Origin of the sequence: Mycolicibacterium arabiense, from assembly GCF_010731815.2 — a bacterium.
In the GTDB taxonomy this organism is placed as follows: domain Bacteria; phylum Actinomycetota; class Actinomycetes; order Mycobacteriales; family Mycobacteriaceae; genus Mycobacterium; species Mycobacterium arabiense.
Genome location: NZ_AP022593.1, coordinates 3652941 through 3679557 on the forward strand (window position 1 = coordinate 3652941; position 26617 = coordinate 3679557).

Here is a 26617-nt window from a genome sequence, read left to right on the forward strand (position 1 = left end):
CACGGGCCCAAATCGCGTCGTGCCTCGGTACGTTCATCGAATGGTCGTCACAGACGAGATCACCTACGCCGCGGATGGATTGACGATGATCGCCCACCTGGCGCGCCCTTCCGGGACGGGACCCTGGCCGGCCGTTCTCATCGGACATGACGGAATCGGTCTCGACGACTATCAACGCCGTCGCGCCGACATCCTCGCCGAGCACGGATACATCGCTCTCGCCATGGACTACCACGCGGGCCGGACGTTCTTCGGCGAGCCGGAGGCGATGCTGGCACGCGTCATGCCATTGCTGGCCGACTCAGAACGCCTACATGCCATCGGCCATGCTGCACTCGAGGTCTTGCTCGACGTACCCGGCGTCGACCGCGACCGGCTCGCCGCACTTGGCTACGGCGCCGGCGGCCGTATCGTGCTGGAACTCGCCGGTGCCAAGGTTCCCTTCAAGGCAGTCGCCGCGATCCATCCAGCCTTGCCAGCCGTCGACACCGACGTTTGGACCGGCGTGGGCGGCGCCTTCTTGCTGTGCACGGGTTCCGAGGACCCACTGTGCACCCCCGCTCAACTCGTGGAGTTCGGCAACGCACTTCAGAACGCCGGAGTCGATTGGCGCGTGAACGTCTACGGCGGAGCGCAGCACGCCTTCTGGGCCGATCCCAACGAATCGGGCGGCTCACCGGCCGACGCCACGGTGCCCGGGGTAGCGCACCACGCTCTCCACTCGGCGCGAGCGTGGCAGGCGGTACTGGACCTGCTCGCTGAGGTCTTCCCGACGGCCGGCGATGCCGAATCGGCATGAAGGCGAGTTAGCAGCCCCTGTCACCGGCGGACGATCCGGAGCGAATTTCCCCGACGCTCGCTGTGTTCAAGCATGTTTCGCTGAATTCCACCAGGGCCGGGTGCGGGCTCAGAGTGCCAATGGCGGCTAGGCAGTCGGTGTACTTTCGAATTCGTGAGTAATGACGATCGAGTGCAGAACATCGTTCTGGGCGACGTCGAGGTGATTCACGCCATCGAATGGTACGAGCCGTTCCTGCCGACGACCGAGTTCCTTCCGGGAGCGGCCGACGGGGTGTGGACGCGCAACGCGGATTGGCTGGCTCCCGACCACTGGCAGCCCGAATCCGACCGCATGGTCATCGCGCTCCAGTCGTGGATATTGCGAAGCGGCGGCAGGACCATCCTGGTCGACACCGGTGCCGGTAACCGGCGCGACCGACCGGGAATGGCGCCCTACTTCGACCAACGCGAAAGCGATCTGCTGGCGCTACTCGCCGAAGCCGGTGTGCAACCGCAAGACGTCGACGTCGTCGTCAACACGCACATGCACGTCGATCACGTAGGCGGGAACACCGTCGACGCAGGCGGTGAATGGGTGCCTGCGTTCCCCCGTGCGCAGTACCTGATCTCCGCCGCCGACGACGCCCACTACGGTCCAGACAATGCGAGTGGCGAGGGGCTGGGAGGGGTCGATCGACTTGTCTACGAGGACAGCATCGCCCCGATTCACCAAGCGGGACAGGCAGTGCTGTGGGAAGGGCTCCACACCATCGACGAACACCTCACCTTGGAACCGGCACCCGGTCACACTCCTGGGACATCGGTTCTGAGGCTGAAGTCTGGGAGCGATCGCGCCGTCTTCGCCGGGGACGTCATGCACAGCCCGGTGCAGATCGTCGATCCCTGCTGCAACAGTGCGTCCTGCCATAAACCGCAACAAGCGGCTGCCACTCGTCGCCGCATCCTCGAGCGCGCCGCGGATGAACGAGAGTTGCTGATCCCCGGGCACTTCGGTGGTGCCGGTGCACTCGAAGTCCGGCGCAGCAATGGCGGTTTCGCCCTCGGCGAGTGGGCGAACTTCACCCCGGGTACTCCGACGAGCAGAACGCACTGAGCAAGACACCAAACGGTTCTGCCAGTCGTCGTTGCGTATGCCTGGCTACGCCCGCAGCCGCCACCGAAGCCTCAAGCGGTGGCGTCGATTCCGCTGACTAACAGTTGGAACGGGCCCTGTTGTTCGTCGAGGATGTAGAGCGCCACCTGGTCGATCGTCGACGGGTCGAGATTTCGCGGTGCGCTGGGTGCAGGATCGAGGCGCATGCCAACCGGCTCGAAGCCCCCGATCGGCAGATCGTAGACCCGCTGCACGGCCGCCTGGGTGGGGAAGCGCTGGACGTAGGACCATGGCTGCCCTTGCGTGCCGACCTTCAACAAATAGGTCTTGCCGTCGCCCAGCGCGTGCACGCGGAGCGACTTCGCGCCGGTCGCTCTTCGTCCGATCTCGGGGTTCAGCGGACTGCGCGCCGAGGCGAACCCGCCGTTGTTCTCCAGCGAGACGTTGCCCGAGAACTCGAGGCCACCGTCGCCGAACGTGACTCTCGAGGTGGACATGCCGCCCATCACGGGATCGTTCACCGTCGTCCAAGCGGCCACCTCGCCGGCATCGTGGAGGTCGACGAGGGCGATGCCGGGCGCCGCTGGCGTGTCTGCGTCGGCGGTTCGCTCGGTGCTTCCGCACGACACCGACAACAACGCCAAGCCGACGAGCAGGATGATGCCTCCACGCCGCAGCCGAGAACTCGTCAACACGAGATCAACACGGGCTCGAACCGGCACGCATCTCGCCCCTTCGCATGGGCATGCCATCGATGACGGCGTAGATCGTCGAGAGGTCCGGCACCTCGTCGACGCGCAGCTTCTCACCGCCGTCCTTACCGATCAACAGCGCGGTGAAGGCGTTCTCGCCAATCCCATATCGTTCCGACAAGCTCTGTGCCTCAACCGCGTTGACGGGTTGGCCGGCGAGCGTGCTCTGCCCCTCGGTGAGGACTATGCCAATCACCACGTCACGCTCGAGCAAGGCGCACCGGCTGGCGTCGATTCGGCTCAGCGTCTCGACGAGTTGCGGATCCCTGTCCGTAGGCGCGAACAGCAACATTGGACGGTGTGTCCAACGGTAGTCACTGAGTTCGGCAGCCGCGGCACTCGGTGACCCAAGCGCGGTGATGGTCGCCAGAACGACGAGCGTCAGAGCGCTCGAGATGATTCGCCGGTTCATGCGATTCCTCACCATGGTGGTCGTCGTCAACTCTACCGACGCATCAGCGGACGGGTAGGCGCCTCAGGTCACCGAGCTGATGAGAGCGCTGCACGTCGGCATCCCGACGTCGAGACGGCGCTGCTGGAAGGCGTTCGGCGCGACGACGACCACCTGACCCCACGTTCCGCACGGGGTCTCGGTCTCGCGGTTCACATCGCTGGCCTGCAGATCAGCGGTGGCGATGTCGCCGGGTGCCAGGGTCAGCAGCGGTGCGGCGATCTGCTGGCGGCGCTCGACGTGCACGACCGGCAGGTCCACGTCGACGATGTCCGCACCCGGGTAACCCTGCAGCGTGCACGCCTGCGAGGTCACGTTCTCGAACTTCAGCACGAGGCGGTACTCGGAGCCCTGTGACTCCAACGGCTCGTTCGACACCACGAGGTCGGTGTCGGCGCACGGACCGGTCACTTGCGGCTCGGCCGCGACTGACGACGGTGGCGCGGTAACGGTGACGGTTGCCGGCGGGGTCGATACCGCTGTCGTGGGCCCGGCCGGTGCACTCGACGGGGCGGGCGTGGTCACGGACTCAGCGGCCGGCGGGACCGGCTCCGACGCGCAACCCGCGAGGAATGCGGCGGCGATGACGGGCAGCGACACCTTCCACATGTTCATGCCGAGTATGGAAAGGCATCGTCGCGGCTACCGATCCCAAGGTGGGCGAGGGCGCCGATGTCCTAGCCACTCGATGGTCAGGCCGTGCGGGTCGAGACTGCGGCGGCGATGCGATCGAGGGCGTCGGCGTTGACCCGGTAGTACGCCCATTTCCCGCGTTGGTCACGACTGACGAGGCCGCTGTCGACGAGCAGCCTCATGTGATGCGACACCGTGGGCTGACTCAGCCCGAGCGGTTCGGTGAGGTCGCAGATGCAGGCTTCCCCACCGTCAGATGCGGCGATGAGGGACACCAGCTTGACCCGTGCAGGATCGGAGAGCGCCTTGAACACCGAGGCGAGTCGTTCAGCGGCCGGCGTATCGAGCACGCCGCCAGTCAGCGGGGAGCAGCAGGCAGCCACATCACTCGAAGTCAGCGGCGAGGTCGCAACGGCCATGCGCCCATGATGCCACACGCATTGACAAACTTCGATGGGTCACGGACGATCGACTCATCGAAGAACGTCGATTCGAGGAGTCGGAGATGTCAGAGCTGCCCGTCGTGGTGATCGGGGCCGGCCCACTGGGACTGGCTGCCGCCGCGCACCTGCTGGAACGCGGACTCACCCCGCTGGTCTTGGAGTCCGGCAGTGGACCAGGGTCAGCGGTCGAGCAGTGGGAGCACGTCCGCACGTTCTCCCCGTGGCCGGAGTTGGTGGACCCCGCCGCCGCACGATTGCTGGAGCCGACGGGCTGGACCGCTCCCGAGGCCGGATTCCCAACCGGCCGAGAGTGGATCGACGGGTACTTGGCTCCGTTGGCCGATGAACTGGGCGAGCGGGTCCAGTACGGCGCACGCGTGCAGGCGGTGTCGCGGCTGGGTCGCGACCGGTTGGTCAGCCCGGGGCGAGCTGACACGCCGTTCGTCGTGCACGTCGGCAACGTCGCCGGGACCGAGTGCCGGATTCGGGCCCGTGCGGTCATCGACGCCTCTGGCACCTGGGGTCTGCCGAATCCTGCTGGAGCCGACGGTGTTCCCGCGATCGGTGAACGCACCGCGGCGGCCTCGGGCGTGGTGACCTACGTTCCGCCGACGCTCTCACAGGCCTCGGCGTGGGCGGGCAAGCGCGTGGTGGTGGTTGGCAGCGGGCATTCGGCGATGACCGCGGTGATCCAGCTCGGCGAGGTGGTGCACGAGGATCCCTCGACCACGGTGACCTGGGTCCTGCGCCGCGGGGTCTCCGAGGACACCTTCGGCGGGGGAGCCGCTGACGAACTCCCCGAGCGCGGCGCGTTGGGCGTCCGGTCCAAGGAAGCAGTCGAGGCGGGCAGGGTGTCCTTGTCGACCGGGTTCCGCACCGAGCGCATCGATTTGGTGGACGGACGCGCGGTGGTGACCGCCGAGGACGGACGTGCGTTGCCGCCGGCCGACCACGTGGTGGTTCTGACCGGGTTCCGGCCGGACCTGTCGTTCTTGTCGGAGATGCGCATCGAGTTGGACCCGATCCTGCAGGCCCCGGTCAACTTGGCGCCATCAATCGACCCGAACATGCACTCCTGTGGCAGCGTGCTGCCGCACGGCGCTGCCGAGTTGGCCCATCCCGAGCCGGATCTGTACATCGTCGGCATGAAGTCCTACGGGCGTGCCCCGACGTTCCTGGCGATGACCGGCTACGAGCAGGTCCGCAGCATCGCCGCCGAACTGGCCGGCGACCACGAGGCCGCCCGCCGGGTCGAGCTGACGCTTCCCGATACCGGGGTGTGCAACGGGGCAGGGTTGTTCGACAGCCCCGAAGGCGAGAACGCCGGCGACGGGTGCTGCGGGCCCGCCCCGTCGACACCGCAACCGTTGTCCGTGTCGCTCAACACCGTAGGCGGATGACACAGGCGACTCCTCCTGCCGCACCCAGCGCAGCCCAGCACGGGCTGCGCTGGGTGCTGGTGACCTTGTGCGTCACCGAGATCACCAGCTGGGGCGTGCTGTACTACGCCTTCACCGTCCTCTCGGAGCGGATCAGCACCGACACCGGTTGGTCGGCGCCCGCGGTGACCGCGGCGTTCTCCGCCGGGCTGGTGACCTCGGCCCTGGTGGGCATTCCGGTCGGGCGGTGGCTGGACCGGGTGGGCCCGCGCTGGATCATGACCGCCGGCTCGGTCCTGGGTGTGCTCTCGGTGGTCGCGGTGGTCGCGGCGCCGAACTATGGCTGGTTCGTCGCGGCCTGGGTCTTGGCCGGCGTGGCGATGAGCGCGGTGTTCTATGCACCCGCCTTCGCGGCACTGACCCGGTTCTTCGGCACCGACGCGGTTCGCGCACTGACGGTGCTCACGCTGGTGGCGGGTTTCGCCAGCACGGTGTTCGCGCCCATGACTGCGGCGTTGTCAGCTCAGATGAGTTGGCGCCAGACCTATCTGGTGCTCGCCGTGGTGATGGCGGTGATCACGATCCCCGCGCACTTCTTTGGCTTGCGGCGCCCGTGGCCGACGGTCACCGCCGCGCATCACCACGTCGAGGCGCCGGGACGCACCGCGCGCAGCGCGCCGTTCCTCGCCCTGACGGCGGCGTTCGCGCTCGCCGGACTCGCGTCCTACGCGGTGATCGCCAACCTGGTTCCGCTGATGAGTCAACGCGGCATCGGCACCGGTCCCGCCGCCGTGGCGCTCGGCTTGGGCGGCGCAGGGCAAGTGCTCGGCCGACTGGGCTACCAGACTCTGGTGCGCCGCGTCGGCGTCGTTCCCCGCACGGTCGTCATCATGGCCGGCGTCGCCGCCACCACGGCGCTGCTCGGGGTATTCACCACCTACGCCGCATTGGTGGCGGTGGCGATCGGAGCGGGGGTGATGCGGGGCATCATGACGCTGTTGCAAGCCACCGCGGTCACCGAACGCTGGGGTTCCACCCATTACGGTCACCTCAGCGGCCTGCTGTCGGCGCCAGTCATGATCGCCACGGCAATCGGCCCGTTCGTCGGCGCGGCGCTGGCGAGCCTGCTCGGCGGGTATGCCGCGATGTTCGTCGCGCTCGGAGCGATCGCCGCGGCGGGGGCACTGCTGGCGGTCGCCACCAGGCCGCGAATCTACGGTGTGGCGTCGGCCTCCAGGGCGTGCAGCAGTTGACGGACGCGTTCGTCGATGTCGTTGCGGATCAGTCGCATTCGCTCGATGCCGTCGATTCCGCGCTCAGATGGTTCGTCGGTGTCCCAGTTCTCCACCCGCGTTCCGGGCAGCGCATCGAGCTGCGCTTCCCGGCCCAGGGTGACCACCAGGTCGACGTCGCGGGCCAACTCCAGATCGACCAGCTTGGGTTGCTCACCGGTGATGTCGACGCCCACCTCCAGAAGCGCCTGCGCGGACAAATCGTTCACTGCACCGGCGGGTTTCGTGCCTGCCGAATGCACGTTCACGGTGTCACCGGCGAGCCGGCGCATGAGCCCGGCGGCCATCTGTGACTTGCCGCCGTTCTTGACGCACACGAACAGCACCGATGGTTTAGAGGAGTCGTTCATCGTCAGGCCTCCTTGGTCGTCGATGACCGGTCGGCGAAGCGGCGGCGCAGCGCCAGCGAGACGTACACCAGCGCGACCAGCACGGGCACCTCGATCAGTGGGCCGACCACCCCGGCCAGGGCTTGCCCGGACGTGGCGCCGTAGGTGGCGATCGCGACGGCGATCGCGAGTTCGAAGTTGTTGCCGGCAGCGGTGAATGCGAGCGTGGCGGTCCGCGGGTAGCCCAGGCCGATCGCGGCCCCCAAGAGGTAACCCCCGCCCCACATGATCGCGAAGTAGACCAGCAGGGGCAGGGCGATTCTGGCGACGTCGAAGGGGTGGCTGGTGATCTGTTCGCCTTGCAGCGCGAAGAGGATCACGATCGTGAACAGCAATCCGCAGAGCGCCCACGGGCCGATCCGGGGCAGGAACCTCGATTCGTACCAGTCGCGACCCTTGGCCTTCTCGCCGAGTCGGCGCGACAGATAGCCCGCCAGCAGCGGGATGCCCAGGAAGATGAGCACCGATTTGGCGATCTGCCACGGCGAGGTGTCGATGGTGGTCTGCTGCAGGCCGAGCCAGCCGGGCAGGACTGACAGGTAGAACCAGCCCAGGACGGCGAACATGATGACCTGGAAGATCGAGTTCAACGCGACCAGCACGGCGGCGGCCTCGCGGTCGCCGCAGGCCAGGTCGTTCCAGATGATGACCATGGCGATGCAGCGGGCCAGGCCCACGATGGTCAGCCCGGTCCGGTACTCGGGCAGGTCGGGCAGCATCAGCCACGCCAGGGCGAACATCAACGCCGGCCCGAACACCCAGTTCAAGAAGAGGGAACTCAGCAGGAGCTTGCGGTCACCGGTCACGGTGTCGAGGCGGTCGTAGCGAACCTTGGCCAACACCGGATACATCATGATCAGCAAGCCCAGGGCGATCGGCAACGAGATGCCGTCGATCTTCACGCCGTCCAGCGCCGCGTTCATGCCCGGCACCCATCGCCCGAGCAGCAGCCCGGCGGCCATCGCGACACCGATCCACACCGGCAGGAACCGGTCGAGGGTGGACAGTCTGCCCACCACCGGCGCCGAGGCAGTCGCGACCGTGTCGGTCATGCCGTCACCCCTGCCAGCCCGGCACTGTCGAGATCCAGCAGCACCGCGATCTCCCGCAACGCCTCCGGGACGACGGCGTAGTACACCCACGACGCCCGGCGCTCGGACGTCAACAAGCCGGCGGCGCGCAGCACCTTGAGGTGATGCGACACCGTGGGCTGCGAGACGTCGATACCGCCGGAGATGTCGCAGACGCACGCCTCGCCCCCGGAATGGCTCGCGATCGCGCTGAAGAGCCGCAACCGCACCGGGTCGGCCAGTGCCTTCAACTTCGTGGCCATCTCGGTGGCGGCCAGTTCGGTCAGTGGCTCCCGCAGCAGTGGCGGCGTGGCACAGCAGGCGTCCGCCCTCGCGCCGTCCGGAATCGACATTCATCGATATTGACAGTGATCGAACCAGGGCGCAAACGAACGACAGATGAATCAGTGCTGCTGAAGTCGCGCCTGATAGCGGCCTGGCGTCTCGCCGACCACCGAGGTGAACGCTTCGATGAAGCTCGTGGGGTTGGCCCACCCGCAGGCGATCGAGGTGTCGGTGACCGATAGGCCGTCGGTGAGATGGGCGAGGGCGTGATGGATGCGCAGGATCGTGCGCCAGCGCGGGAAGCTCATGCCCAACTCGCTGTGAAACAGTCGGCTCAGCGTGCGTTCGCCGGCACCGACGACGTGGCCCAACTCGGCTAGCGCGGTGCTCTGAGCGGGGTCGGCGTGCAGTAGGTCGGTGACGGCGCGCAGCCGGTCGTCGCGAGGTTCGGGGAGGTGCAGCGACCGTTCCGGGGTCTCCACCAACTCGTCGATCACCACGGCCCGTAACCGTTCGTACGCGTCGGGATGGACCTCCCGGCGATCGGTCAGCGCCAGGATCGCCTCGCGTAGCAACGAACTGACGGCGAAGACGCCGGGATGGTCGGTCAATCGGCAGCACAATTCGACGGGGATGACGACGATCCGCACGTCCGTTCCGCCGAAACAGCGATGGGCGTGGTCGAATCCGGGCGGCGTCCAAGTCACCCGGTTGGCCGGAGCGACCCAGGTTCCATGAGCGGTGGTGGTGGCCAGGGCGCCGGTGGCTGGGTACACCAGCTGCCCCTCGGTGTGACGGTGCACCCCGATGCGAGAAGCGTTGACGAGTCGGCCAGCACTGTGTGGGGCCCCGGACGGATACGTCGGGCCCGGTCCGAACGCTTGGCGGATTTCCGGCATCCCACGGCACGTTACCGGTGGTGCCACCTAATTTGTTAGGTAACCCTTACTTCGACGGCTCGACACACCCCTCGAAGGAGAATCCAATGGACACACTCACGTCACCACCGGTTTCCGACGTGCTCTCGCGACTGTTCGTCGAGGCGCAAGCCGCAGACGGGCCGCTGTATGAGCAGTGGGCCGATGCCCTGAGCGGCAACGGTGCGGAAGTCGCGGACTTGATGGCCAGAGAGGCGCAAGACTACAGGGGCGTGTATCGCGAGTTCGCGGACAACTACCTGAACGTCTCCGCCGAATTCGGGCACTTCCTCTACATCTGCGCGCGGGCGCGCCGGGCGCGCCACGTCGTGGAATTCGGCACCTCGTTCGGCATCTCCACCATCCACCTCGCCGCGGCCATTCGCGACGGTGGCGGTGGTCGGCTGGTGACCACCGAGCTTGAGCCGACCAAAGCCGAACGTGCACAACAGAACCTAGCTGCCGCCGGCCTGGACGACGTGGTCGACATCCGCGTCGGAGACGCCCTGGAGACCTTGCGCGACGCCGTGGACGACGGGATCGATCTCGTGCTCCTCGACGGCGCATGGAGCCTGTACCTGCCCGTACTCGACATCCTCGAACCCCACCTCAACCCGGGAGCGCTGGTCGTCGCCGAGAACGCCGTCGACGAAGCGGGCGACTACCTGACCTACGTGCGGAACCCCAGCAACGGATACCGCTCGACGCCCCTGCCCTTCGACCCGGGCCGCGGCAACGAGATGTCGGTGTACACCACGTAACTGCGCCGCGACCAGCCAACTACCCGTTCAAACGGAACCAACGAGGAGACCCCGTGGCGACACTCATCGATTCGATCCCCTTCTTGAACACGCTGCGCGACAGTGTGTTCCTCACGGCGACGGTCAGCGACATCACCAACCTGACGCCCACCATGCGTCGCATCCGCTTCCGCGACGACCGATTGAAGCAGCTGGCCTGGAAGCCGGGTCAGCACGTCCGGTTACAGGTCGGCGGCCTGCTCGAGTCTGCGCTGCGGTGGCATCCGCACGACGCGCTGCGCACCTACTCGATCTACGACGCGAACCCCGACCTCGGCACTCTGGACATCGTCATGCTCGATCACAGTGGAGACCCCGGTCGCCCGACACCCGCCCGACTATGGTCGTCCGGCACTGCGATCGGGCACCGCGTCCAGATGACGCACCCACAGGGCAATTTCGTCCTGCGGGACGGTGTGCCGTACCACCTGTTCGCCGGCGAGGAGACCGCATCCGTCGCGTTCGCCGCGATGCTGCGGTCAATACCCGACGACGCCGACGTCTACGGTGTCGTCGAAGCAGCCACCGCCGCCGACCATCTCGAGTTGGACCGCCCGATGAACCGAGTCGAGCGCGGCGACGCCTCCGCCGAGAACTCCGAACTACTCGCTCAGGCGTTGCGCGAACTCGCGCTGCCCGATCACCCCGGCGCCGCCTACCTCGCCGGTGAAGCACGCACCGTGCAGACGCTGCGGCGGATCCTCGTCGACGAGCGCGGCTGGGACCGGCGCAACGTCCGCACGAAACCCTTCTGGACTCCTAACCGGCGCGGCATGGAATAGGACAAGTGCTCGATCCCAGCCTTCTGTTGAATGAACACTTGACCCTCACGCAACGTGAGGCAGCAGCCTGGTGGACGTGACGCAGGAGACGAAGGTGGACGAACTCACGGTGGGCGAGGTCGCGGAACGATTTGGCATCACGGTCCGGACGCTGCACCACTATGACCAGATCGGCTTGCTGACCCCAAGTCGGCGGGCAGCCTCGGGTTATCGGCTCTATACGTCGACGGACCTGAAGCGCCTGTCCCAGATCATCGTCTACCGCCGGCTGAAGATGTCGCTCGACGAGATCTCCAGCCTGCTCGACGACGGCGACGAGGTCAGCCACCTGGTCCGCCAGCGCGAACGCGTCATGTCCCGGCTCGACGAGATGAAGGGCCTCGTCGAGGCAATCGACAAGGCATTGGAGAAGGCAATGACGAACACACCCATGACCGACGACGACATGCGCGAACTCTTCGGTGACGGCTTCGACGACTACCAGGCCGAAGCTGAGCAGAAGTGGGGCGACACCGCTGAGTGGAAGGAATCACAGCGCCGGAAGAAGGCCTACGGGAAGGGGGAATGGATCCGGATCAAGGCCGAGGGGGAAGCCGTCGAGAAGGCCCTGTCCGACGCGTTCCGTGCTGGGCTCCCCGCCGACTCCGAAGAAGCGATGAACGCAGCCGAGCAACACCGGCTCCACGTGAATCGTTGGTTCTACGACTGCCCGCCGGCCTTTCATCGCAACCTGGGCGACATGTACGTGAGCGACCCCAGGTACGTCGCCACGTACGACGAGACATTCGGGCTCCCTGGCCTCGCGGCCTACTGCCGCGAAGCGATTCACGCGAACGCCGACCGAACTGAGAACTGACGGCACCGCCAGCTACAGTCGGCGGTTGCCCCAACCCGCCACGTCGGCAACGTCGTTGGCGAACTTCTTCCACCGTCGGGCTCGGTCGGCGTCCGAGACCGGGGCATCGACGCCCCACAGCAGTCGGTCGACTGCCCTCAGCCACGTACGTGTTGGCCGCGCACCCGGCGTCCCACCGTCGTCGTGCTCGGGAGGATCGACACTCATCAGGCCGTCATATCACGAACTCTCGCGCGCCGGTGACCAAGGGCGCAGACCTCTCAGCAGGACGTCGATCAATCCTTCGAGGTGTTCGACTGTCTGCTCGAGCGAAAGCCGTTGCGCTGTATTAATTGACGATCTCGCCACCCTCGCTCGAGAGGAGCACGGACAGTCGTTCCCGCCATGCCTGCAACTGCTCCGGAGTCAGTCGCTTCCACTCGGTGATCTCGCGCACGATCCGCAATGGTGCGGTGGTGCGGTAGGACCGAGTGGGATTGCCGACGAACTTCTTGTCGGTCACGTTCGGGTCGTTCTCGAACTCTCCGGTTGGCGCTACCTCGTACACCCTCGGAACGGCCTCGCCCTTGGTGAGTTCCGCGGCGATCTCCGCAGCAAGCCCGGCCCCGTCGACGAGAGCGGTGAAGTAGACGTGGTTCATGACGATCTCGGGACGGTAATTCGATCGATGACCCGCGGTAAGGAAGTCGCCCACGCGCAACTGCGCGATCGTGCCGTGGAAGAACGGACCTTCGTCAAGCGCATCGGACACCCGGAATCCTTCTGACGATCTGGTGAGACGCGCCAGCATCCAACACCACCCGGGCCTTGCCGCAAGCCCCCCGTCGCGCCTTATCCTGAAGGTGGCTGAGCTAGAAGACCGCCGGAACCGACTCGCCTACAACGCGAATGCGCGGGGCGGCCCGGCGAGGCTCGCCTTCGCCTCGACGCCCATCGGGTCCAAGATTTCGATCTCGTCGGCCTCGAGACCATCGAGCGCCAGTCGGACGAGATCCGCCGGGTCCATCACCGCGCCTTCTGCGAACTCGATGCCGTGGCGGTCGGCGAAGTCGAAGAGGGTTTGCGTACCGATCAGGCCGGGCACGAGCGCAACCACCTGAGTTCCCTGGTGCGACAGTTCGAGTCGTACTCCGTTGGTCAGACCCCACTGCGCCGACTTCGCGGCCGCGTAGGCCGTGTTCCCGTCGACGGTGTTCCACGCCGCCGCTGACAGCACGTTGAGGATGGCTCCGCCGCCGTTGCGCGCGAGGATGGGTGCGAACGCCCGGATCATGGCAAGGGTGCCGTAGAAGTTCGAGTCCATCGTCGACCGGATCGCGTTCATGTCTCCCGACACGAGGTTGCCACCCGCGGTGTCGGCGGCGTTGTTGATCAGCACGTCGACGTCGCCGGCCAGCTCGGCGATCGCGTCGACCGACGACTGGTCGGTGATGTCGAGGCGAACCACCTCCGCGCCGGGAATGCTCACCTGTTCGGGACGGCGTGCAGTGGCGTAGACCTTGGCTCCGCGTTCGAGCAATTGCGTGGCGAAGTGGTGGCCAATTCCCCGATTCGACCCGGTCACCAGGGCGGTGGCGCCGTGCAACTTCATCTGTCCTCCAGGCAGTTCGGACGTTCCGGACAACATGACCGGTCGGTCATGTTGCTGCCACCAGGTTGGCATAACATGACCGAGTGGTCAACTTGGTACCCTCGAGCCGTGACCGCGTCCGACCGACCCATCCGTGCAGACGCGGCACGCAACCGCGCGTCGCTGTTGGCTGCGGCCGAGGCTGAGTTCGCCGATCGTGGCCCGTCCGCATCGGTGGCCGACATCGCCCGCCGCGCCGGGGTGGCGAAGGGCACGGTGTTCCGGCACTTTCCGACCAAGGAGGATCTGATCGCCTCCATCGTGTGCGAGCACATCGCCGTGCTGGCCGAGGCCGCGCAGCGGCTGGCCGACTCGCCGGACGCGGGCGCCGCGCTTCTGGAGTTCCTGACCATCGCTGCCGACCAACGTCAGCGGCACGACCTGACGTTCCTGCAGTCGGCCAGCGATGGTGACCCCAGGGTGACCGAGGTTCGCGATGCGCTGCACGCGAACCTCGAAGTCCTGGTCGATCGAGCGCGCACCGCGGGCGCCATCCGAGACGACATCACCGAGGCCGACGTGTTCCTGATGATGTGCGCACCGATCCACATCGTCGAAAACCTCGCGGCGCCAGCGCCATTGCTGTGGCAGCGGTACCTGGCCATCATCTTCGACGGACTACGACCCGATGGCGCGCACCCTCTGCCGCAACCGGCGCCCGTCTCGCCTTGACGTGGCCGCGTCGCGCGGACACGGTGAGTACTTACTGCGGGGAGGTCGGAATCTGAGATGGCATCTTGAGATCCGACTGTCCGCCGTCGACGAATAGCTCGGTGCCGGTGATGAAGCTGCTCTGGTCCGAGGCAAGGAAGAGCACGGCGGCCGCCAGTTCTTCAGGCCGACCCACGCGGCCCATCGGGATCCTGGCCGCTTCGCCGTCGAGCAGCTGTTGCCCCTGTCCTGCAGGAGCAAGTCCGGTGAGTCCCGGTGTCTCGATGGGGCCGGGGATGACGGTGTTGACCCGGATGCCGCGGGGGATGAGTTCGGTGGCCCAGGTCCGCCCGAATGATCGGATCGCGGCCTTCGTCGCGGCGTAGATGCTGAATGCCGGTGTGCCGTTGTAGGCCGCGGTGGATCCCGTCAGCACGATCGACGCGCCGGGGTTCAAGAGCGCCAGCATGGTCTGCACTGTGAACAGGGTGCCGCCGACATTGGTGAGGAAGACCGAGTTGAACTGGTCGGCCGATATCTCCCCCAGTGCGGTGAACTCCCCACCACCTGCGTTGGCGAACAGGATGTCGAGGCCATGCCCGCGGGCGGAGATGGCTTGCGCCACCGCGGTCAGGTCGTCGACGTTGGACACGTCTGCGCGGATGCCGGTGGCACTGTCGCCGATGGTCGCGACTGCGGCGTCGATGGTGTCCTGATTGCGGCCGGTGAGGAACACGTGTGCTCCTTCGGCGGCCAGACGCTGGGCGGTGGCCAGTCCGATTCCGGAGTTGCCTCCCGTCACGAGGGCCGTCTTCCCGTCGAGCTGGCGTCCGGTCGGAGTTGCCGTGATGGATGGTGTTTCGGAGCTGCTCATGGCGTCGGCTTCCTGATTGATCGTGGGCGCCCAGGTCGGGGCCTCGACGCTCATCGTGCGTGGCGCGTGGTGGGTAGAAAAAGAGTTCGTCGGTGAACGCACTCATCGACCAGGACGACTAATGCGCCGCTGACCCGGTCAGCGAGCACTACCCTCTTGATGCATGGAGCTTCGGCAGCTCGAAGCGTTCGTGGCAGTCGCCACTGAGTTGCACTTCGGGCGTGCGGCCGAGCAATTGGGCATTGGTCAGCCCACGCTCAGCGATCTCATCCGCCGGATGGAACGCGAGCTGGGTGCTCCGCTGCTGACCCGCACCACCCGCAAGGTCGCGTTGACCGGAGCCGGGCAGGAACTTCTTGGTCGGGCCAAGGTCATTCTCGACGAAGTGGCTGCCGCTGCGGCCGCCGTGCGGCGCACCGCCAAGGGGGAGACCGGCACGGTCCGGGTTGCCATCACACCGCCGGTGGCGCCCGTGCTGGCGCCACATCTCGTCGGCGCCGCCAGCGAGTACCTGCCGGGCGTGACGTTGACGGTGCAACGCATGTGGCTGCCCGATCTCACGCGGGCCATGGCCGATGGCACCGTAGACGTGGCGATTAGCTGCGCCCGGCTGCCCGACGCACCAGGCGTCGTCAACACCGTCTTCTGCAGTGAGCCCCTCCTCGTGGGGCTGCGGTCGGACCACCACCTTGCCGCCACCGACGAGGTAGCGCTCGGCGATTTGGCGCAGCACCGCCTTGCGGTTCCCAATGACACGCTCTTTCCGGCCCTCGCACTGGCCCAGCGCCAAGCGCTGGACTCGGTGGGTATTTCTCCTCCGGTCGTCCTCTTGGAGGCGACGGACCTATCGGCCGCGGGCTGGACGAACCAGCCCGAAGCGACGTGGATACTGCTCCCGTCATCACTGGGTACGCCGCCGGCAACCACCGTCCGACCGGTCATTCCTGCGCTGCGGATTCCGTACACCCTGCAGTGGAGCCCCGAGCGGGCGCAGACCGCGGCGATCGCCCGCTTCGTCCGGCTGGCCCTGACCCACGACGTCCCCGCGGGTTGGCGACTCGAGACCGGACACTTGCGACACCGCGACTGATCGAACGAACGGCGCGGCACCCGGGCGTGCCCTCGGCAGCGGGCGATTGATCGATCCAATCGATTGATCCCCGCACGAGATGGCTCTTTTTACACCACGGCGCAGCGCGCACGCTTCGAAGCAACGTCCTCACCAGCGCCCGTAGGAGCCACCCGTGACCACTGCACCGACAACCACTACGGCACCGGCGGGAGACGCCGTCGTCCCGCTCGCCACGGGCAGCGGTTCGCCATGGCGCGTCCTGGTGGTCGTGGGCGCGATCGGCGGGGTCCTGTCCGGGTTGTTCGCGATCGGCGGCGCCATCCTGATGGTGCCGCTGCTGGTGTGGCGCGGCGGCATGGATCAGCGTCGAGCGGCGGCCACGTCGCTCGTGGCGATCATCCCAACCGCAGTGGTCAGTTCTGCGGCGTACCTCGTCCACGCCGACGTCGACATCGCCGCCGCAGGACTGATCTCGGCAGGCGCAATCGGCGGCGCCGTCGTCGGTAGTCGCCTCCTTCGCCGGCTGCCCATGACGTGGCTGCGATGGACGTTCATCGCATTCCTGCTTCTCACCGCAGCCCACCTGCTGATCGCCGTCCCCGAACCCGGCCATCGCGTGGGCTTTTCGCTCGCCGTCGCAATCGGGTACCTCGGTCTCGGCGTCCTTACTGGCGTCGCGTCGGGTCTCTTCGGCATCGGTGGCGCCATCATCTCCGTGCCACTGCTGGGATCGGTCTTCGCGCTGAGCGATGCGGTCGCCAAGGGCACGGCCCTGCTGGTCAGCATTCCGACCAGCCTGGCGGGCACCATCAGCAACCGCCACGGCAGCAATGCCGTCGACGTCCGCGCCGGTCTGATCCTCGGTGTCACCGCTGCGGTGACGTCGGTACCCGCGGTGTACGTGGCAGTCAGCCTGCCGAACAAGGTGTCGTCGGTGACGTTCGCGGTGCTCCTGATCGCGATCGCGATCCAATTGAGCATCAAGGCCGTTCGCGCCAGCGGCGTCGAATCACCACGCACGCACTAGCCAAACGCATCTTCGTCAACCTAGAAAGGCAGACCCTATGCCCATCATCACCACCGCCGACGGCGTCGACATCTTCTACAAGGACTGGGGGTCGGGACAGCCCATCGTGTTCAGCCACGGTTGGCCGCTCTCATCCGATGACTGGGACAACCAGATGCTGTTCTTCTTGTCCCGGGGCTACCGGGTGATCGCGGCCGATCGCCGCGGGCACGGCCGCTCGAGCCAGGTCGCCGACGGCCACGATGCCGACCACTACGCCGACGACCTCCTCGCCGTCGTCGAACACCTCGACCTACGCGACGTCATTCACGTCGGGCACTCCACTGGCGGCGGCGAAGTCACCCGGTTCCTGGGCCGCCACGGTGAGTCCCGCGCGTCGAAGGCCGTACTCATCTCCGCGGTACCCCCGCTGATGGTGCAAACGGATGCCAACCCCGAGGGTCTGCCCAAATCCGCGTTCGACGACCTGCAAGCCCAACTCGCCGCCAACCGATCGACGTTCTACCGCGACGTGGCGTCAGGACCCTTCTACGGATTCAACCGCGACGGTGTCGACCCGAACGAAGCCGTCATCGCCAACTGGTGGCGCCAAGGCATGATGGGCGGCGCCAAAGCCCACTACGACGGCATCGTCGCGTTCTCCCAAACCGACTTCACCGAGGACCTGAAGAAGATCACGATTCCCACCCTCATGATCCACAGCCGAGACGATCAAATCGTGCCCTACGTCGCCGCCGGCCCGAAATCCGCAGAGCTCCTGCAGAACAGCACTCTGATCACCTACGAGGACTTCCCCCACGGCATGCCCACCACGCACGCCGACATCGTCAACGCCGACATCCTCGCGTTCCTCGAGAACTAGAAGTCATGGTCGCTGCCTGACCCATAGTCGAACCGCGTTCTCGCGTGGAACGCCGGCGCCGGAGACCCGGGCGAAAATTGACGCCGTTGACACACACCGATGTTCGGCCGAACGGGCCAGGAGACCACGCCCTCTCGGAGTAGACATCGCCGGTGTCAGTTCGTAGCCTTGCCCGGGACGTCGACAGCAGGGCCGGCATCGGTCCTCGAGCGAAGGATCGTGACAAGCCGAATGACCCGGGTGCGCCATTCACTCCGGCGAGCGGCGTACGGTTCGGCAGCTCTGGCACTGGCCTGGACTGTGTCGATGGGCGGTGTCAGTGCGGACCCCGCGGCCGACGCACTGGCCAAGCTCAACGAGTTGTCCCAGCAAGCGGTGAAGAGCCGCGAGGCCGTGACGGCCGCCCAGCGCGACGCCGACACCAAGGCGGCCGAGCTGGCAGCGGCCGAAGACCGCCGTCGTGGCGACCTCGCGGCGCTGGAGGCCGCCAACTCACAGCTAGCGCCCTTTCAAGCCGCTGTCGACAGGATCGCGGCGATGAACTACACGAGCGGCCGCAATGGTCAGGCCGCCGCGGTGCTCACGGCCAACTCCCCGCAACAATTGATCGATCAGCTGTCGATGCAACGGACGGTGGGCGCTGGTATCGCCGACCAATTGGCAGCGTTCCGCTCGGCACGTGAGCGCGCCGCTACTGCCGCCCAAGCGTCTGAGCGATCGGCCGCCGAGGCCAGCACCGCGGCCGAGTCCGCTGCTGCCGTGCGCGCAGAACTGCAGTCCAAGCTGAAGGAGCTGCTCCGCAAGATCGCCGCGGCAGAGTCTCAGTACTCGGCGCTGACTCCGCAGCAGCGGGCGGTGGTCGACGCGGCCCCGCCGATAGCGGCCCTGCCCGGCGTGCCTCCCGGCGACCTCGCACCGCCTCCGGCCGCCGCCGTCCCGGAGATCGCCGAGTCATTGCCCGTCGGCGTCGCGTCGGAGGCGGGCATGCAGCCCAACACGATCCTCGCGGCCCGCGCGGTCAGCGCGCAGTTCCCCCAGATCGCCGAGATCGACGGGGTCCGTCCGGACTCCAAGCCGTGGCACCCCAGTGGGCTGGCAATCGACATCATGATCCCGAACCCCGAGAGCCCCGAAGGCATCGCGCTCGGCGATCAAATACTCGCGTTCGCGATGAGCAATGCCGGCCGGTTCGGGTTGCAGGACGTGATCTGGCGCGGCACCTACTACACGCCGGCCGGCCCGCAAGCATCCGGCTACGGCCACTACGACCACGTGCACATCACCACGACGCCACGTCGGTAGCGGTTACCCGCTTACGGGTGCAGGCTCCACTGTCCGACGTCGGCGGCCAGCACGTCGTTGACGTCGACGCGGATGCCGCCGACCACTGGTCCCGGATTCGAGGCGGTGTCGATGATGCGCTGGTAGAGCACTGCGCCGGGGTAGATCTGACCGCCGGACCACGACCGGGTCTGCCAGGCCCACACGCGGCCGGGTGTGCTCGACCTTCCGATGACACCGTCGGCAACTGCCCACTGACAGGCCCTGATGCCCCCGTAGATTCCGGTGCGCAGCTCGCCGATGACCGAATTGATCCCGCGGAACCACGGCAGCACGACGTTGTTCCACGTCTCGCGGTCGACGTCGTCATCGACGCTGAAGTAGATCGGGGCGCTCTGGCCGCCGCCGGCTGCGGTGTGCAACTGCCAGGCCGTGCGTGCATCGGCGACACCGCCCGGGAATCCGCGGGTGAAGTCCGACGGCGCCGTCCCGCCCGGCTTGCCGTACTGGAAGTTACTGACGATGGCCAAACCGGCCGCGGCCAGCGATCGCGCATAGGGCAGGGTGATCGGTTTCGCGCCGAACGACGAGCCAGGTCGCGAGGTCGAGACGTAGTTGATCACCCCGGCGTGCCCGGCGGCGCGAATGTCCTGCGCCGGGATCTGGCGCATCGCGAAGTCGATGAGCGTGGAGCCGGCGGCCGCGGCCGGGGGCGCGAAGGCACCCGTCGCCGCGCCGAGCCCAGCCATCGCCGACGCTGCGGTGGCGTAGCGCAGGGCGTCACGCCGGGATATCGGCACGGGGCGATGTTAACAATGGGACCGATGTGACTGGAGTATTGAGCGGTGCGCATGTCGCAGTCGAGGCCGCACTGTGGGCCACCGCGGCTTCGTCACCGACGTTTGAGGTCCTTCGAGTTCGACGCCAATACTTCGTCGGACAGTTCCGGATCGGCCTTGGCGATCGCGCGGGCGATGAGTTGCGCGCCGACCATTTGGCTGAACAACGCAATGGCCTGCTCGCGTGCCCTGCGTGCATCGAGTTTGACGTTGCCCTGCTTGGCGCTGGCCTGGAGTAGGTCGGTGATCGCGGCCAGGTAGCCCTGCAGCCCGCGCCGGTACTCCTCCTGTGCCGAAACCCCGTGCCGACCGGCATCGGCGGCCAGGGCAGACGACGCGCATCCGTCTTCGGGATGGTCGCGGTGGTGGGTGCTCAGGTAGCTGTCGATGATGGCGTTCAGGGCCGCCCGGCCGGAGCGGGGGTGCGCGCCGATCAGAGCGTCGACGTGGCCGAGGGAGGCAGTGAAGCCTTGGTTGAGGACTTCGAGCGCGAGGTCGTCCTTGGAAGCGAAGTGGTTGTAGAACCCGCCATGGGTCATCCCGGCCGTCTTCATCACCTCGTCGATGCCGACTCCGTCGATGCCGTGGGCGCGGAAGCCCTGGCCGGCGGCGGCCACGATGCGCTCGCGGTTGCGCTCCTTCTGCTGCCGTGACACTCGAGGCACTCGACACTTCCCTTCCCGCCGTGGATCGCGATCAATCAATGGTGATCGTCATCAATCGATGCTAGAGCACCCAGGCTTCGTCGGGTACAAAAGCGTGCATTTGACGCTATTGATGACGCGTGACATCTTTAGAAGGTGATGACGGACGTCATTCAATACGAAATACCGGAGGAGAGAATCCGTGACCACACCCGTCGTAGCTCCCGCAGTACCCTCCAACCCCATCGGTGACCTGTCGGGGAAGACCGCCGTCATCACCGGTGGGAGCAAGGGCATTGGCGCGGCCACCGTGGCTCGCTTCGTCGACGGAGGTGCACGCGTCGTGACATCCGGTCGCTCGCAACCCGACTCACTGCCCCCGGGTGTCGAGTACGTGGTCGCCGACGTGGCCACTCCCGACGGCGTCGATCAACTGGCCCGACGGGTTCGGGAGATCCTCGGCGACGTCGACATCATCGTCAACAATGCGGGCGCGTCCACACCGCACCTGGGCGGCGTGCTCGCCATCGACGACGCAGAGTGGGTCAGCGATCTCGGCATCAACTTCCTTGCCGCCGTTCGACTCAACGCCGCACTGCTCCCCGCGATGTATACCCGCGGCAGGGGTTCGATCGTCAACGTGTCCTCGGCGGTGACGCTGAGCCCGCCCGCGCCGATGCTGCACTACGCCAGCGCGAAGGCCGCCTTGGCCACCTACACCACGGGCCTAGCTGCGGAAGCCGGGCCGCGAGGTGTGCGCGTCAACACCGTCACTCCCGGCAACGTCGTCTCGCCCGGTGCCGATGCCGTTCGGCGAGCGATCATCGACGCCGTGGGCGCGGACACCGCAGAGGCGGGAGGCATCCCGATCCCACTCGGCCGGATGGGTGAAGCATCAGACATCGCCGAAGCCATCGCATTCCTCGCCTCCGACCGCGCGGCATGGATCACCGCCAGCAATCTCGTCGTTGATGGCGGCCAGGTGCAGACGAGGTGACCGCCCCGGGCTAGGACCGCGCCCCCGAACGCGCGTCACGTCCGAAGTTCGTCGCCAATGGCAGGAAGACGTCGTCGACGATCTCTTCTATCCGTTCCCGTGGCACCGCGGTCATGGTCATGAACAGCTCGTGGCGCAGCAGATCGGCTGGCAGCGAGACGATTCGAGCCGGCGGTACGGCCGCCAGCTCACCGCGCTGGACCGCACGCTCGACGATCGTCTCCAGGGCGCTCGGCCCCTCGCTCGTGAACAGCGCGCGTAGCTGCTGCGGCGATCCGCCTGCCTCGTCGAAGTAGGCGCCGAACAGCGCCGCGAAGCCGCCGATGATCCGCGATCGCCGATCGTTGAAGTCGGTCAGGACTGCCAGCACGTCACCGCGCAACGACCCGGTGTCCGGTGTGGCCACCGCGTCGACGGTGCCCCGGTGGCGAATCACTGCCTCCAGCAGTTCCGTGCGTGTCGGCCAGCGCCGATACAGCACTGATCGGGCAGTCGCCGACCTGGCGGCAACCGCGTCGATGGTGAAGCGTCCGTAGCCGGCCTCGATGAGTTGGTCCCACCCCGCGTCCAGGATTGCCGCTTCCAATGCGGCACCGCGACGCCGCTGTCCCGTCGGTGCTTTAGAAGACACTTGCGTAGCTTAACGCATGCGGCTAGCCTTCCTGCGTAAGCAACAACCGTGTATCTAATGTGGGTATGAGGCACGCCGTCCTCCTCCACACCTCGAGTGCGTCAGCAAGTGATGCACGCTCTTCGAACGACTTTGGAGGCCATCCATGACGACCCGCACTGCACTCATCTCCGGAGCAAGCATCGCCGGGCCCGTGCTTGCCTACTGGCTGTCCGAGGCCGGCTGGGAGGTCACGGTCGTCGAACGTGCTGACCGACTACGCACGAGCGGCTACCCCGTGGACGTCCGCGGCACCGCAGTCGACGTCATCCGCCGCATGGGTCTATACGACGAGATCGCCGAGCAGCGGTACCGCCACGTCCCGGTCCAACTGCTGGCTCCTTCGGGGCGGCGCCTGTGCACGCTGGACTACGGCAATCTGATCGGTTCGTCGAGCAGCGACGACATTGAACTCACCCGAGGCGTTCTCAGCGAAATCCTCTACGGCGCAACCGAGGATCGCGTGAACTACGTCTTCGCCGATGGCATCGCGACGCTGTCCGCCGCCGACGTCGCGGTCGACGTCACCTTCCGCCGGCGGCGGACTGAGACGTTCGACGTGGTGGTGGGCGCCGACGGCATCCACTCCAACGTCCGCGCTCTCGCCATGGGTGACGCGAGTCGTTACCTCCACCACCTGGGCCCCTATGCCGCGGTGTGGGATCTGCCGGCCGACATGTTCGAACCGGGCACCGGCTTCTTCTACTCACACCCAGGGCGGACCGTCCTGGTCGAGCGTCCATCCGACGGTGTCCCCGCTCGAGCCTTCTTGACCTTCGTCCACCCTGCGCCGGGCACCGTCGACACCCACGACCGCGACGACGTTCTCGCCACGCTGCACCGGGCGTTTGCCGGTGACCGTTGGCGCACAGGCGAAGTCATCGACACCCTCGCCGACGCCGATGACGTCTACTTCGACACGGTCAGCCAGGTGCGCATGGACAGCTGGTACTCCGGTCGCGTCGCGCTCGTCGGCGACGCCGCGTACGCGCCGGCGTTCCTGTCCGGTCAGGGCACGAGCATCGCGATCGCCGGCGCGTACGTCCTGGCCAGTGAACTCGTCGCCCACGATCGGCCGGAGCAGGCCTTTGCCGCCTATCAGCAGCGAATGCGCAGCTACGTGCAGAAGAACCAGAACCTGGCGTTGCGCACGGACGGCACAGTACTGGCGCGGACCAGCGGCCAGCTGCGACGCCGAAACCTCAAGCTCTGTGCGGTCCCGCTGTTGCAGCGCCTCGGTCTCGTCGGCGTGTTGCAGGAGAAAGTACGCACTGCTGCAGCTGATCTGACGCTGTCGGGACGCGACCTCCGCGGTGCCACACATCACCTCGGCAAGGACAGCGCTCGATGATCCAGGCGCTGAACGGTGCTACCCGCGACGTCCCACCGCGCCGCTCGAGCAAGCGACTCGCAGTGTGGGCGGTCGTCCTCACGTCCGCCAACGTCGTGGCCGACGTGGTCATCGGCTCGCCGATGATGGTCATACCTCAGTTGCAGAACCACTTCGACACCGATCAGGCAGCCTGGTTCAACGCGAGCGCCATGTTCGCCGGCGCCATCTGGTCACCACTGCTCGCCAAGAGCGCCGACGTCTACGGCACGCGTCGGGTACTCATCGGCACGCTCCTACTGGCATGCGCGGGAGCCCTGCTCTGCCTCGCTGCTCCCAACCTGTGGATCTTCCTCGGGGGCCGCCTCCTCCAAGGCGCCGCATTCGCCGCCGTCTTCCTGACCGTCGCACTCGTCATGCAGATTTGTACGACACGGCTGGCGATGGCCGTGGTCGGCCTCGTGACGTCCAGCTCGTCCATCGTCGGCGTCGTCGAGCCCTTCCTGATGAAACCGATCATCGACGCGTTCGGCTTTCGCGGCGTATTCGCCGTCGCCGCCCTGCTCGCCGCCGTCGCCGCCGTCGGAGTTCGCCTCGTCATCCCCGAGTCCCCGGTCCGCACTACGGCGAGGATCGACGTGGGGGGAGCGCTACTACTCGGTGTCGGCCTGGGTGCGGTCCTCGCCTACGTCAGTCTCGGCGGCGATCGGGGATGGCTCTCCTCGGGCATGGCAGTGTTGCTCGCCGTCGGCGTATTCACGTTGAGCAGCTGGGTGATTCACGTGCTACGCGTCGAGGAACCCGTCATCGATGTCCGGGCACTCGCACGCCCGATTCTGCTCGCGCTGGTGACGCTGATCCTCGCCGCTGGTTCGTTTCGGAGCATGCTGCAACTCGTGGGCATCGTCGCCTATGTGCCGTCCGAACTCGGGCTCGGCTACGGGCTGGGTGACGGCGAGGCGATCGCCGTTCTGTTCGGAGCGGCGAACCTTGGCATCGCCGTCGGCGGTATCGGCGCCGGATGGCTGGCCGGCCGGGTCGGCCCGGCGTGGCCACTCCTCGGCGGCATCGTCCTCGGGGCGGCCGCAACGATCGCGATGATCGCCGGCATATCGGCGCCACCGCTGGCCGTCGCATGTAGCGGCATGCTCGGGATGGCCGCCGGCGCGATCGCGGCCTCCGGCTACAACCTCGCGACCAGCCTCGCAGAACCTGACCGGCAAGGTACGACAGCAGGATTGGTGTCAGTCGTCGTCGCGCTCGGCTCGGTCGTCTTCACGATCGCAGGCGCCGAGGTGCTCAAGGCGTCTCGCGTTCCCGGTGTCATCGCCGACGGCGCCCCGGTCAGCACGGCGACCGGGGTGCACGTCTACGTCGCGTTGTCGGCGCTGCTCTTCGTCATGGCCGCTGTTCCCGCGTTCGCCCTGGCACGCGGGACCCGTCACCGACGAATCGTGCTGCTCGAATGAAGCGGTCATCCCGTCTCGACCTGGCAGAGTGACGCCGTGTCCGAAGACGACGACGCCGTCCGCACCCTCCTGGCCTATCTGGGCGCCGCAATGGTGGCAACGGGGCAGCCGGTCAGCGACGTCGAGGACGACCTGGCCCGGGTGAGCGCCGCGCTCGGCTACCCGGGCATCCAGATCGCCGCATCGCCGACCGGGGTCATCTTGAACCTGGCCAGTGGCGGTGCGGCGACGTTCGAGTCGGTTCAGGGTGGGCTGCGTCTCGATCAGGCCGCCGAGGTGCGTGCGATTCGGCACCGGCTGTCGCAGTCCACTCTCACGGTCTCCCAGGCCACCGCGGAGTTGCTCGCTCTCCGGCGGCGCCCACCTCGCTACCCGCAGTGGCTGGCCAACCTCGGCTGGATCGCGATCGCCACGGGGATCGCACTCATCCTTCAGCCCGGCGGCCCCAACGTCGCCTTCGCGGCGGCAGGGGCGGTCGTCGTCGTCGCACTCTTCCGGCTGGGGCAGCGCTTCGCCCTGATCGCGACGCTGCTGCCGACGCTCGCGTCCTTCGTCCTGGCGTGCGGGGTCTTCGCCGCCGCCAACGCCGACTGGTTGGATGGGCCGCTGCGCACCCTGTTGCCGCCGCTGGCCGTGTTGTTGCCCGGCGCGTTGATCGTGACCGCGATGTCGGAACTGGCAGCGGGTGACATGGTGGCCGGAGCGTCGCGGCTGACCTTCGGGCTGGTCCAGTTGCTCCTGTTCACCCTCGGCATCGTCGCGGCCAGCCACGTGATCACCCTTCCGGCAGCGGAATTGGCCAATCTCCGCGTCGACACACTCGGCTGGTGGGCCGCGCCGCTCGGGTTGATCCTCATCAGCATCGGAATCGGCGTCCTCGAGAGCCCGCCGGTGCGACTGCTGCCCTGGATCACCGTCGTCTTGGGCTTGGCATTCGCCGCCCAGAGCTACGGACAACACGTCAGTGGTGCGGTGCTCGGCAGTTTCCTGGGCGCTGTCACTGCCAGCCTGGGTTCGTCACTCGTCGAGGCGGTTCGTCCAAACCTTCCGCGGTTGGTGGTCTTCCTGCCGGCATTCTGGCTGCTCGTCCCAGGAAGCCTCGGTCTGCTCTCCACTACTGCCCTGGTCACCAATCCCGTTGGGGGAGGGGCGAACGCGTTGGAGGTGGCGACGGTGGTCTGTGCGATCGCGGCTGGGCTGCTGGTCGGGGAGGCCGTTGCCCGGTCGTTCGGCGGTGCCCTCCGCAGACTGCGGCGTGGGTACCCGTTGCGCGGGCGCGGTCGGCAGGACCGAAGCCTCCTGCGCTGAGACACCGGCATCGACGACGC

At 67.0% G+C, this 26617-nt stretch carries 29 protein-coding genes and 1 pseudogene; 16 read left to right on the top strand and 14 right to left on the bottom strand.

Features of this window, described 5'->3' with window-relative positions; genetic code table 11:
* Window positions 1-40: 40 nt before the first annotated feature.
* Window positions 41-799, top strand: coding sequence for a dienelactone hydrolase family protein (locus tag G6N61_RS19085; RefSeq protein ID WP_163919927.1), 759 nt, complete (start codon window positions 41-43; stop codon window positions 797-799).
* 153 nt (window positions 800-952) lie between these two features.
* Entirely contained in the window at window positions 953-1894 is a 942-nt protein-coding gene (locus G6N61_RS19090) for an MBL fold metallo-hydrolase (RefSeq protein ID WP_163919928.1), read from the top strand.
* 71 nt (window positions 1895-1965) lie between these two features.
* On the opposite strand, the gene G6N61_RS19095 is transcribed toward G6N61_RS19090, so the two are convergent.
* The 4 genes from G6N61_RS19095 to G6N61_RS19110 all read right to left on the bottom strand — a co-directional run bounded on the left by G6N61_RS19095 (window position 1966) and on the right by G6N61_RS19110 (window position 4149).
* Complete coding sequence (locus tag G6N61_RS19095; protein WP_235887181.1) at window positions 1966-2616, bottom strand: CIA30 family protein; 651 nt, start codon at window positions 2614-2616, stop codon at window positions 1966-1968.
* Window positions 2594-3073, bottom strand: coding sequence for a DUF4174 domain-containing protein (locus G6N61_RS19100; protein WP_308214996.1), 480 nt, complete (start codon window positions 3071-3073; stop codon window positions 2594-2596). Before G6N61_RS19100 ends, G6N61_RS19095 begins: the two co-directional genes overlap by 23 nt.
* A 48-nt stretch (window positions 3074-3121) precedes the next feature.
* Window positions 3122-3712 carry a DUF4232 domain-containing protein gene (locus G6N61_RS19105; RefSeq protein WP_163919931.1) on the bottom strand — a complete coding sequence of 197 codons (591 nt, stop codon included), beginning with the start codon at window positions 3710-3712 and terminating at the stop codon, window positions 3122-3124.
* Between the two features lie 77 nt (window positions 3713-3789).
* Window positions 3790-4149: an ArsR/SmtB family transcription factor gene (locus G6N61_RS19110; protein ID WP_163919932.1), complete on the bottom strand. Its 360-nt coding sequence runs from the start codon at window positions 4147-4149 to the stop codon at window positions 3790-3792.
* 86 nt (window positions 4150-4235) lie between these two features.
* Here G6N61_RS19110 and G6N61_RS19115 point away from each other — a divergent pair, with 86 nt between their 5' ends.
* Together G6N61_RS19115 and G6N61_RS19120 are read left to right on the top strand one after the other, a co-directional pair.
* A complete protein-coding gene (locus G6N61_RS19115) occupies window positions 4236-5573 on the top strand; it encodes an NAD(P)-binding domain-containing protein (protein ID WP_163919934.1) in 1338 nt (445 codons plus the stop codon).
* Complete coding sequence (locus G6N61_RS19120; RefSeq protein WP_163919936.1) at window positions 5570-6805, top strand: MFS transporter; 1236 nt, start codon at window positions 5570-5572, stop codon at window positions 6803-6805. The genes G6N61_RS19115 and G6N61_RS19120 overlap by 4 nt, the downstream gene beginning before the upstream one ends.
* Here G6N61_RS19120 and arsB read toward each other — a convergent pair.
* The 3 genes and pseudogenes from arsB to G6N61_RS19140 all read right to left on the bottom strand — a co-directional run bounded on the left by arsB (window position 6766) and on the right by G6N61_RS19140 (window position 9364).
* Window positions 6766-8285: pseudogene (arsB, locus tag G6N61_RS19130) on the bottom strand (ACR3 family arsenite efflux transporter). The gene G6N61_RS19120 and the pseudogene arsB overlap by 40 nt on opposite strands.
* Complete coding sequence (locus G6N61_RS19135; RefSeq protein ID WP_163919942.1) at window positions 8282-8656, bottom strand: ArsR/SmtB family transcription factor; 375 nt, start codon at window positions 8654-8656, stop codon at window positions 8282-8284. Before G6N61_RS19135 ends, arsB begins: the two are co-directional and overlap by 4 nt.
* Before the next feature lie 51 nt (window positions 8657-8707).
* The gene (locus G6N61_RS19140) at window positions 8708-9364 is read right to left on the bottom strand and encodes an AraC family transcriptional regulator (protein WP_235887183.1); all 657 of its coding nucleotides are present in this window, start codon (window positions 9362-9364) and stop codon (window positions 8708-8710) included.
* Window positions 9365-9573: 209 nt separating this feature from the next.
* On the opposite strand from G6N61_RS19140, the gene G6N61_RS19145 reads away from it, so the two are divergent.
* The 3 genes from G6N61_RS19145 (at window position 9574) to G6N61_RS19155 (ending at window position 11943) form a co-directional block, all read left to right on the top strand.
* The gene (locus G6N61_RS19145) at window positions 9574-10266 is read left to right on the top strand and encodes an O-methyltransferase (RefSeq protein ID WP_163919946.1); all 693 of its coding nucleotides are present in this window, start codon (window positions 9574-9576) and stop codon (window positions 10264-10266) included.
* 53 nt (window positions 10267-10319) lie between these two features.
* A complete protein-coding gene (locus G6N61_RS19150; protein WP_163919948.1) occupies window positions 10320-11087 on the top strand; it encodes a siderophore-interacting protein in 768 nt (255 codons plus the stop codon).
* Window positions 11088-11181: 94 nt separating this feature from the next.
* On the top strand, window positions 11182-11943 hold the full coding sequence (locus G6N61_RS19155) for a MerR family transcriptional regulator (RefSeq protein ID WP_163924937.1): 762 nt from the start codon (window positions 11182-11184) through the stop codon (window positions 11941-11943).
* A 12-nt stretch (window positions 11944-11955) separates the two neighbouring features.
* On the opposite strand, the gene G6N61_RS19160 is transcribed toward G6N61_RS19155, so the two are convergent.
* The 3 genes from G6N61_RS19160 to G6N61_RS19170 all read right to left on the bottom strand — a co-directional run bounded on the left by G6N61_RS19160 (window position 11956) and on the right by G6N61_RS19170 (window position 13534).
* The gene (locus G6N61_RS19160; RefSeq protein ID WP_163919950.1) at window positions 11956-12150 is read right to left on the bottom strand and encodes a hypothetical protein; all 195 of its coding nucleotides are present in this window, start codon (window positions 12148-12150) and stop codon (window positions 11956-11958) included.
* 121 nt (window positions 12151-12271) lie between these two features.
* On the bottom strand, window positions 12272-12694 hold the full coding sequence (gene arr / locus G6N61_RS19165; RefSeq protein WP_163919952.1) for an NAD(+)--rifampin ADP-ribosyltransferase: 423 nt from the start codon (window positions 12692-12694) through the stop codon (window positions 12272-12274).
* A 126-nt stretch (window positions 12695-12820) separates the two neighbouring features.
* The gene (locus G6N61_RS19170; protein ID WP_163919954.1) at window positions 12821-13534 is read right to left on the bottom strand and encodes an SDR family NAD(P)-dependent oxidoreductase; all 714 of its coding nucleotides are present in this window, start codon (window positions 13532-13534) and stop codon (window positions 12821-12823) included.
* 108 nt (window positions 13535-13642) lie between these two features.
* On the opposite strand from G6N61_RS19170, the gene G6N61_RS19175 reads away from it, so the two are divergent.
* Window positions 13643-14245: a TetR/AcrR family transcriptional regulator gene (locus tag G6N61_RS19175; RefSeq protein WP_198339303.1), complete on the top strand. Its 603-nt coding sequence runs from the start codon at window positions 13643-13645 to the stop codon at window positions 14243-14245.
* Window positions 14246-14276: 31 nt separating this feature from the next.
* Here the strand turns inward: G6N61_RS19175 and G6N61_RS19180 are convergent, their stop codons facing one another.
* Window positions 14277-15098, bottom strand: coding sequence for an SDR family oxidoreductase (locus tag G6N61_RS19180; protein ID WP_163919958.1), 822 nt, complete (start codon window positions 15096-15098; stop codon window positions 14277-14279).
* 163 nt (window positions 15099-15261) lie between these two features.
* On the opposite strand from G6N61_RS19180, the gene G6N61_RS19185 reads away from it, so the two are divergent.
* The 4 genes from G6N61_RS19185 to G6N61_RS19200 all read left to right on the top strand — a co-directional run bounded on the left by G6N61_RS19185 (window position 15262) and on the right by G6N61_RS19200 (window position 19361).
* Window positions 15262-16188, top strand: coding sequence for a LysR family transcriptional regulator (locus G6N61_RS19185; RefSeq protein ID WP_163919960.1), 927 nt, complete (start codon window positions 15262-15264; stop codon window positions 16186-16188).
* A gap of 154 nt (window positions 16189-16342) precedes the next feature.
* The gene (locus G6N61_RS19190) at window positions 16343-17197 is read left to right on the top strand and encodes a sulfite exporter TauE/SafE family protein (protein WP_163919963.1); all 855 of its coding nucleotides are present in this window, start codon (window positions 16343-16345) and stop codon (window positions 17195-17197) included.
* A 37-nt stretch (window positions 17198-17234) separates the two neighbouring features.
* Window positions 17235-18059 carry an alpha/beta fold hydrolase gene (locus G6N61_RS19195; RefSeq protein WP_163919965.1) on the top strand — a complete coding sequence of 275 codons (825 nt, stop codon included), beginning with the start codon at window positions 17235-17237 and terminating at the stop codon, window positions 18057-18059.
* Window positions 18060-18290: 231 nt separating this feature from the next.
* A complete protein-coding gene (locus G6N61_RS19200; protein ID WP_163919968.1) occupies window positions 18291-19361 on the top strand; it encodes a coiled-coil domain-containing protein in 1071 nt (356 codons plus the stop codon).
* Window positions 19362-19372: 11 nt separating this feature from the next.
* Here G6N61_RS19200 and G6N61_RS19205 read toward each other — a convergent pair whose 3' ends face one another.
* Both G6N61_RS19205 and G6N61_RS19210 read right to left on the bottom strand, forming a co-directional pair.
* Window positions 19373-20089, bottom strand: coding sequence for a DUF1906 domain-containing protein (locus G6N61_RS19205; protein ID WP_179973698.1), 717 nt, complete (start codon window positions 20087-20089; stop codon window positions 19373-19375).
* Window positions 20090-20232: 143 nt separating this feature from the next.
* Window positions 20233-20835, bottom strand: coding sequence for a TetR/AcrR family transcriptional regulator (locus G6N61_RS19210; protein WP_235887184.1), 603 nt, complete (start codon window positions 20833-20835; stop codon window positions 20233-20235).
* Between the two features lie 190 nt (window positions 20836-21025).
* Here G6N61_RS19210 and G6N61_RS19215 point away from each other — a divergent pair, with 190 nt between their 5' ends.
* On the top strand, window positions 21026-21820 hold the full coding sequence (locus G6N61_RS19215) for an SDR family oxidoreductase (protein ID WP_163919974.1): 795 nt from the start codon (window positions 21026-21028) through the stop codon (window positions 21818-21820).
* 10 nt (window positions 21821-21830) lie between these two features.
* Here the strand turns inward: G6N61_RS19215 and G6N61_RS19220 are convergent, their stop codons facing one another.
* Window positions 21831-22451, bottom strand: a complete 621-nt coding sequence (locus G6N61_RS19220; RefSeq protein WP_163919976.1) for a TetR/AcrR family transcriptional regulator — start codon at window positions 22449-22451, stop codon at window positions 21831-21833.
* 145 nt (window positions 22452-22596) lie between these two features.
* Between G6N61_RS19220 and G6N61_RS19225 the strand changes: the two genes are divergently transcribed.
* The 3 genes from G6N61_RS19225 to G6N61_RS19235 are packed head-to-tail and all read left to right on the top strand — an operon-like array spanning window position 22597 to window position 26597.
* Window positions 22597-23841 carry an FAD-dependent monooxygenase gene (locus G6N61_RS19225; protein WP_163919978.1) on the top strand — a complete coding sequence of 415 codons (1245 nt, stop codon included), beginning with the start codon at window positions 22597-22599 and terminating at the stop codon, window positions 23839-23841.
* Window positions 23838-25289 carry an MFS transporter gene (locus G6N61_RS19230; RefSeq protein ID WP_163919980.1) on the top strand — a complete coding sequence of 484 codons (1452 nt, stop codon included), beginning with the start codon at window positions 23838-23840 and terminating at the stop codon, window positions 25287-25289. Before G6N61_RS19225 ends, G6N61_RS19230 begins: the two co-directional genes overlap by 4 nt.
* 36 nt (window positions 25290-25325) lie before the next feature.
* The gene (locus tag G6N61_RS19235; RefSeq protein WP_235887185.1) at window positions 25326-26597 is read left to right on the top strand and encodes a threonine/serine exporter family protein; all 1272 of its coding nucleotides are present in this window, start codon (window positions 25326-25328) and stop codon (window positions 26595-26597) included.
* Window positions 26598-26617 lie beyond the last annotated feature (20 nt).

Bases quoted from the DNA above. Each gene is read 5' to 3' on its own strand.
- G6N61_RS19205 (WP_179973698.1), bottom strand. From the start codon at position 20,089: ATGGCTGGGCTCGGCGCGGCGACGGGTGCCTTCGCGCCCCCGGCCGCG.
- G6N61_RS19085 (WP_163919927.1), top strand. From the start codon at position 41: ATGGTCGTCACAGACGAGATCACCTACGCCGCGGATGGATTGACGATG.
- G6N61_RS19115 (WP_163919934.1), top strand. From the start codon at position 4,236: ATGTCAGAGCTGCCCGTCGTGGTGATCGGGGCCGGCCCACTGGGACTG.
- G6N61_RS19180 (WP_163919958.1), bottom strand. From the start codon at position 15,098: ATGAGCAGCTCCGAAACACCATCCATCACGGCAACTCCGACCGGACGC.
- G6N61_RS19105 (WP_163919931.1), bottom strand. From the start codon at position 3,712: ATGAACATGTGGAAGGTGTCGCTGCCCGTCATCGCCGCCGCATTCCTC.
- G6N61_RS19120 (WP_163919936.1), top strand. From the start codon at position 5,570: ATGACACAGGCGACTCCTCCTGCCGCACCCAGCGCAGCCCAGCACGGG.
- G6N61_RS19185 (WP_163919960.1), top strand. From the start codon at position 15,262: ATGGAGCTTCGGCAGCTCGAAGCGTTCGTGGCAGTCGCCACTGAGTTG.
- G6N61_RS19195 (WP_163919965.1), top strand. From the start codon at position 17,235: ATGCCCATCATCACCACCGCCGACGGCGTCGACATCTTCTACAAGGAC.
- G6N61_RS19145 (WP_163919946.1), top strand. From the start codon at position 9,574: ATGGACACACTCACGTCACCACCGGTTTCCGACGTGCTCTCGCGACTG.
- G6N61_RS19200 (WP_163919968.1), top strand. From the start codon at position 18,291: ATGACCCGGGTGCGCCATTCACTCCGGCGAGCGGCGTACGGTTCGGCA.
- G6N61_RS19225 (WP_163919978.1), top strand. From the start codon at position 22,597: ATGACGACCCGCACTGCACTCATCTCCGGAGCAAGCATCGCCGGGCCC.
- G6N61_RS19170 (WP_163919954.1), bottom strand. From the start codon at position 13,534: ATGAAGTTGCACGGCGCCACCGCCCTGGTGACCGGGTCGAATCGGGGA.
- G6N61_RS19160 (WP_163919950.1), bottom strand. From the start codon at position 12,150: ATGAGTGTCGATCCTCCCGAGCACGACGACGGTGGGACGCCGGGTGCG.
- G6N61_RS19135 (WP_163919942.1), bottom strand. From the start codon at position 8,656: ATGTCGATTCCGGACGGCGCGAGGGCGGACGCCTGCTGTGCCACGCCG.
- G6N61_RS19100 (WP_308214996.1), bottom strand. From the start codon at position 3,073: ATGGTGAGGAATCGCATGAACCGGCGAATCATCTCGAGCGCTCTGACG.
- G6N61_RS19230 (WP_163919980.1), top strand. From the start codon at position 23,838: ATGATCCAGGCGCTGAACGGTGCTACCCGCGACGTCCCACCGCGCCGC.
- G6N61_RS19110 (WP_163919932.1), bottom strand. From the start codon at position 4,149: ATGGCCGTTGCGACCTCGCCGCTGACTTCGAGTGATGTGGCTGCCTGC.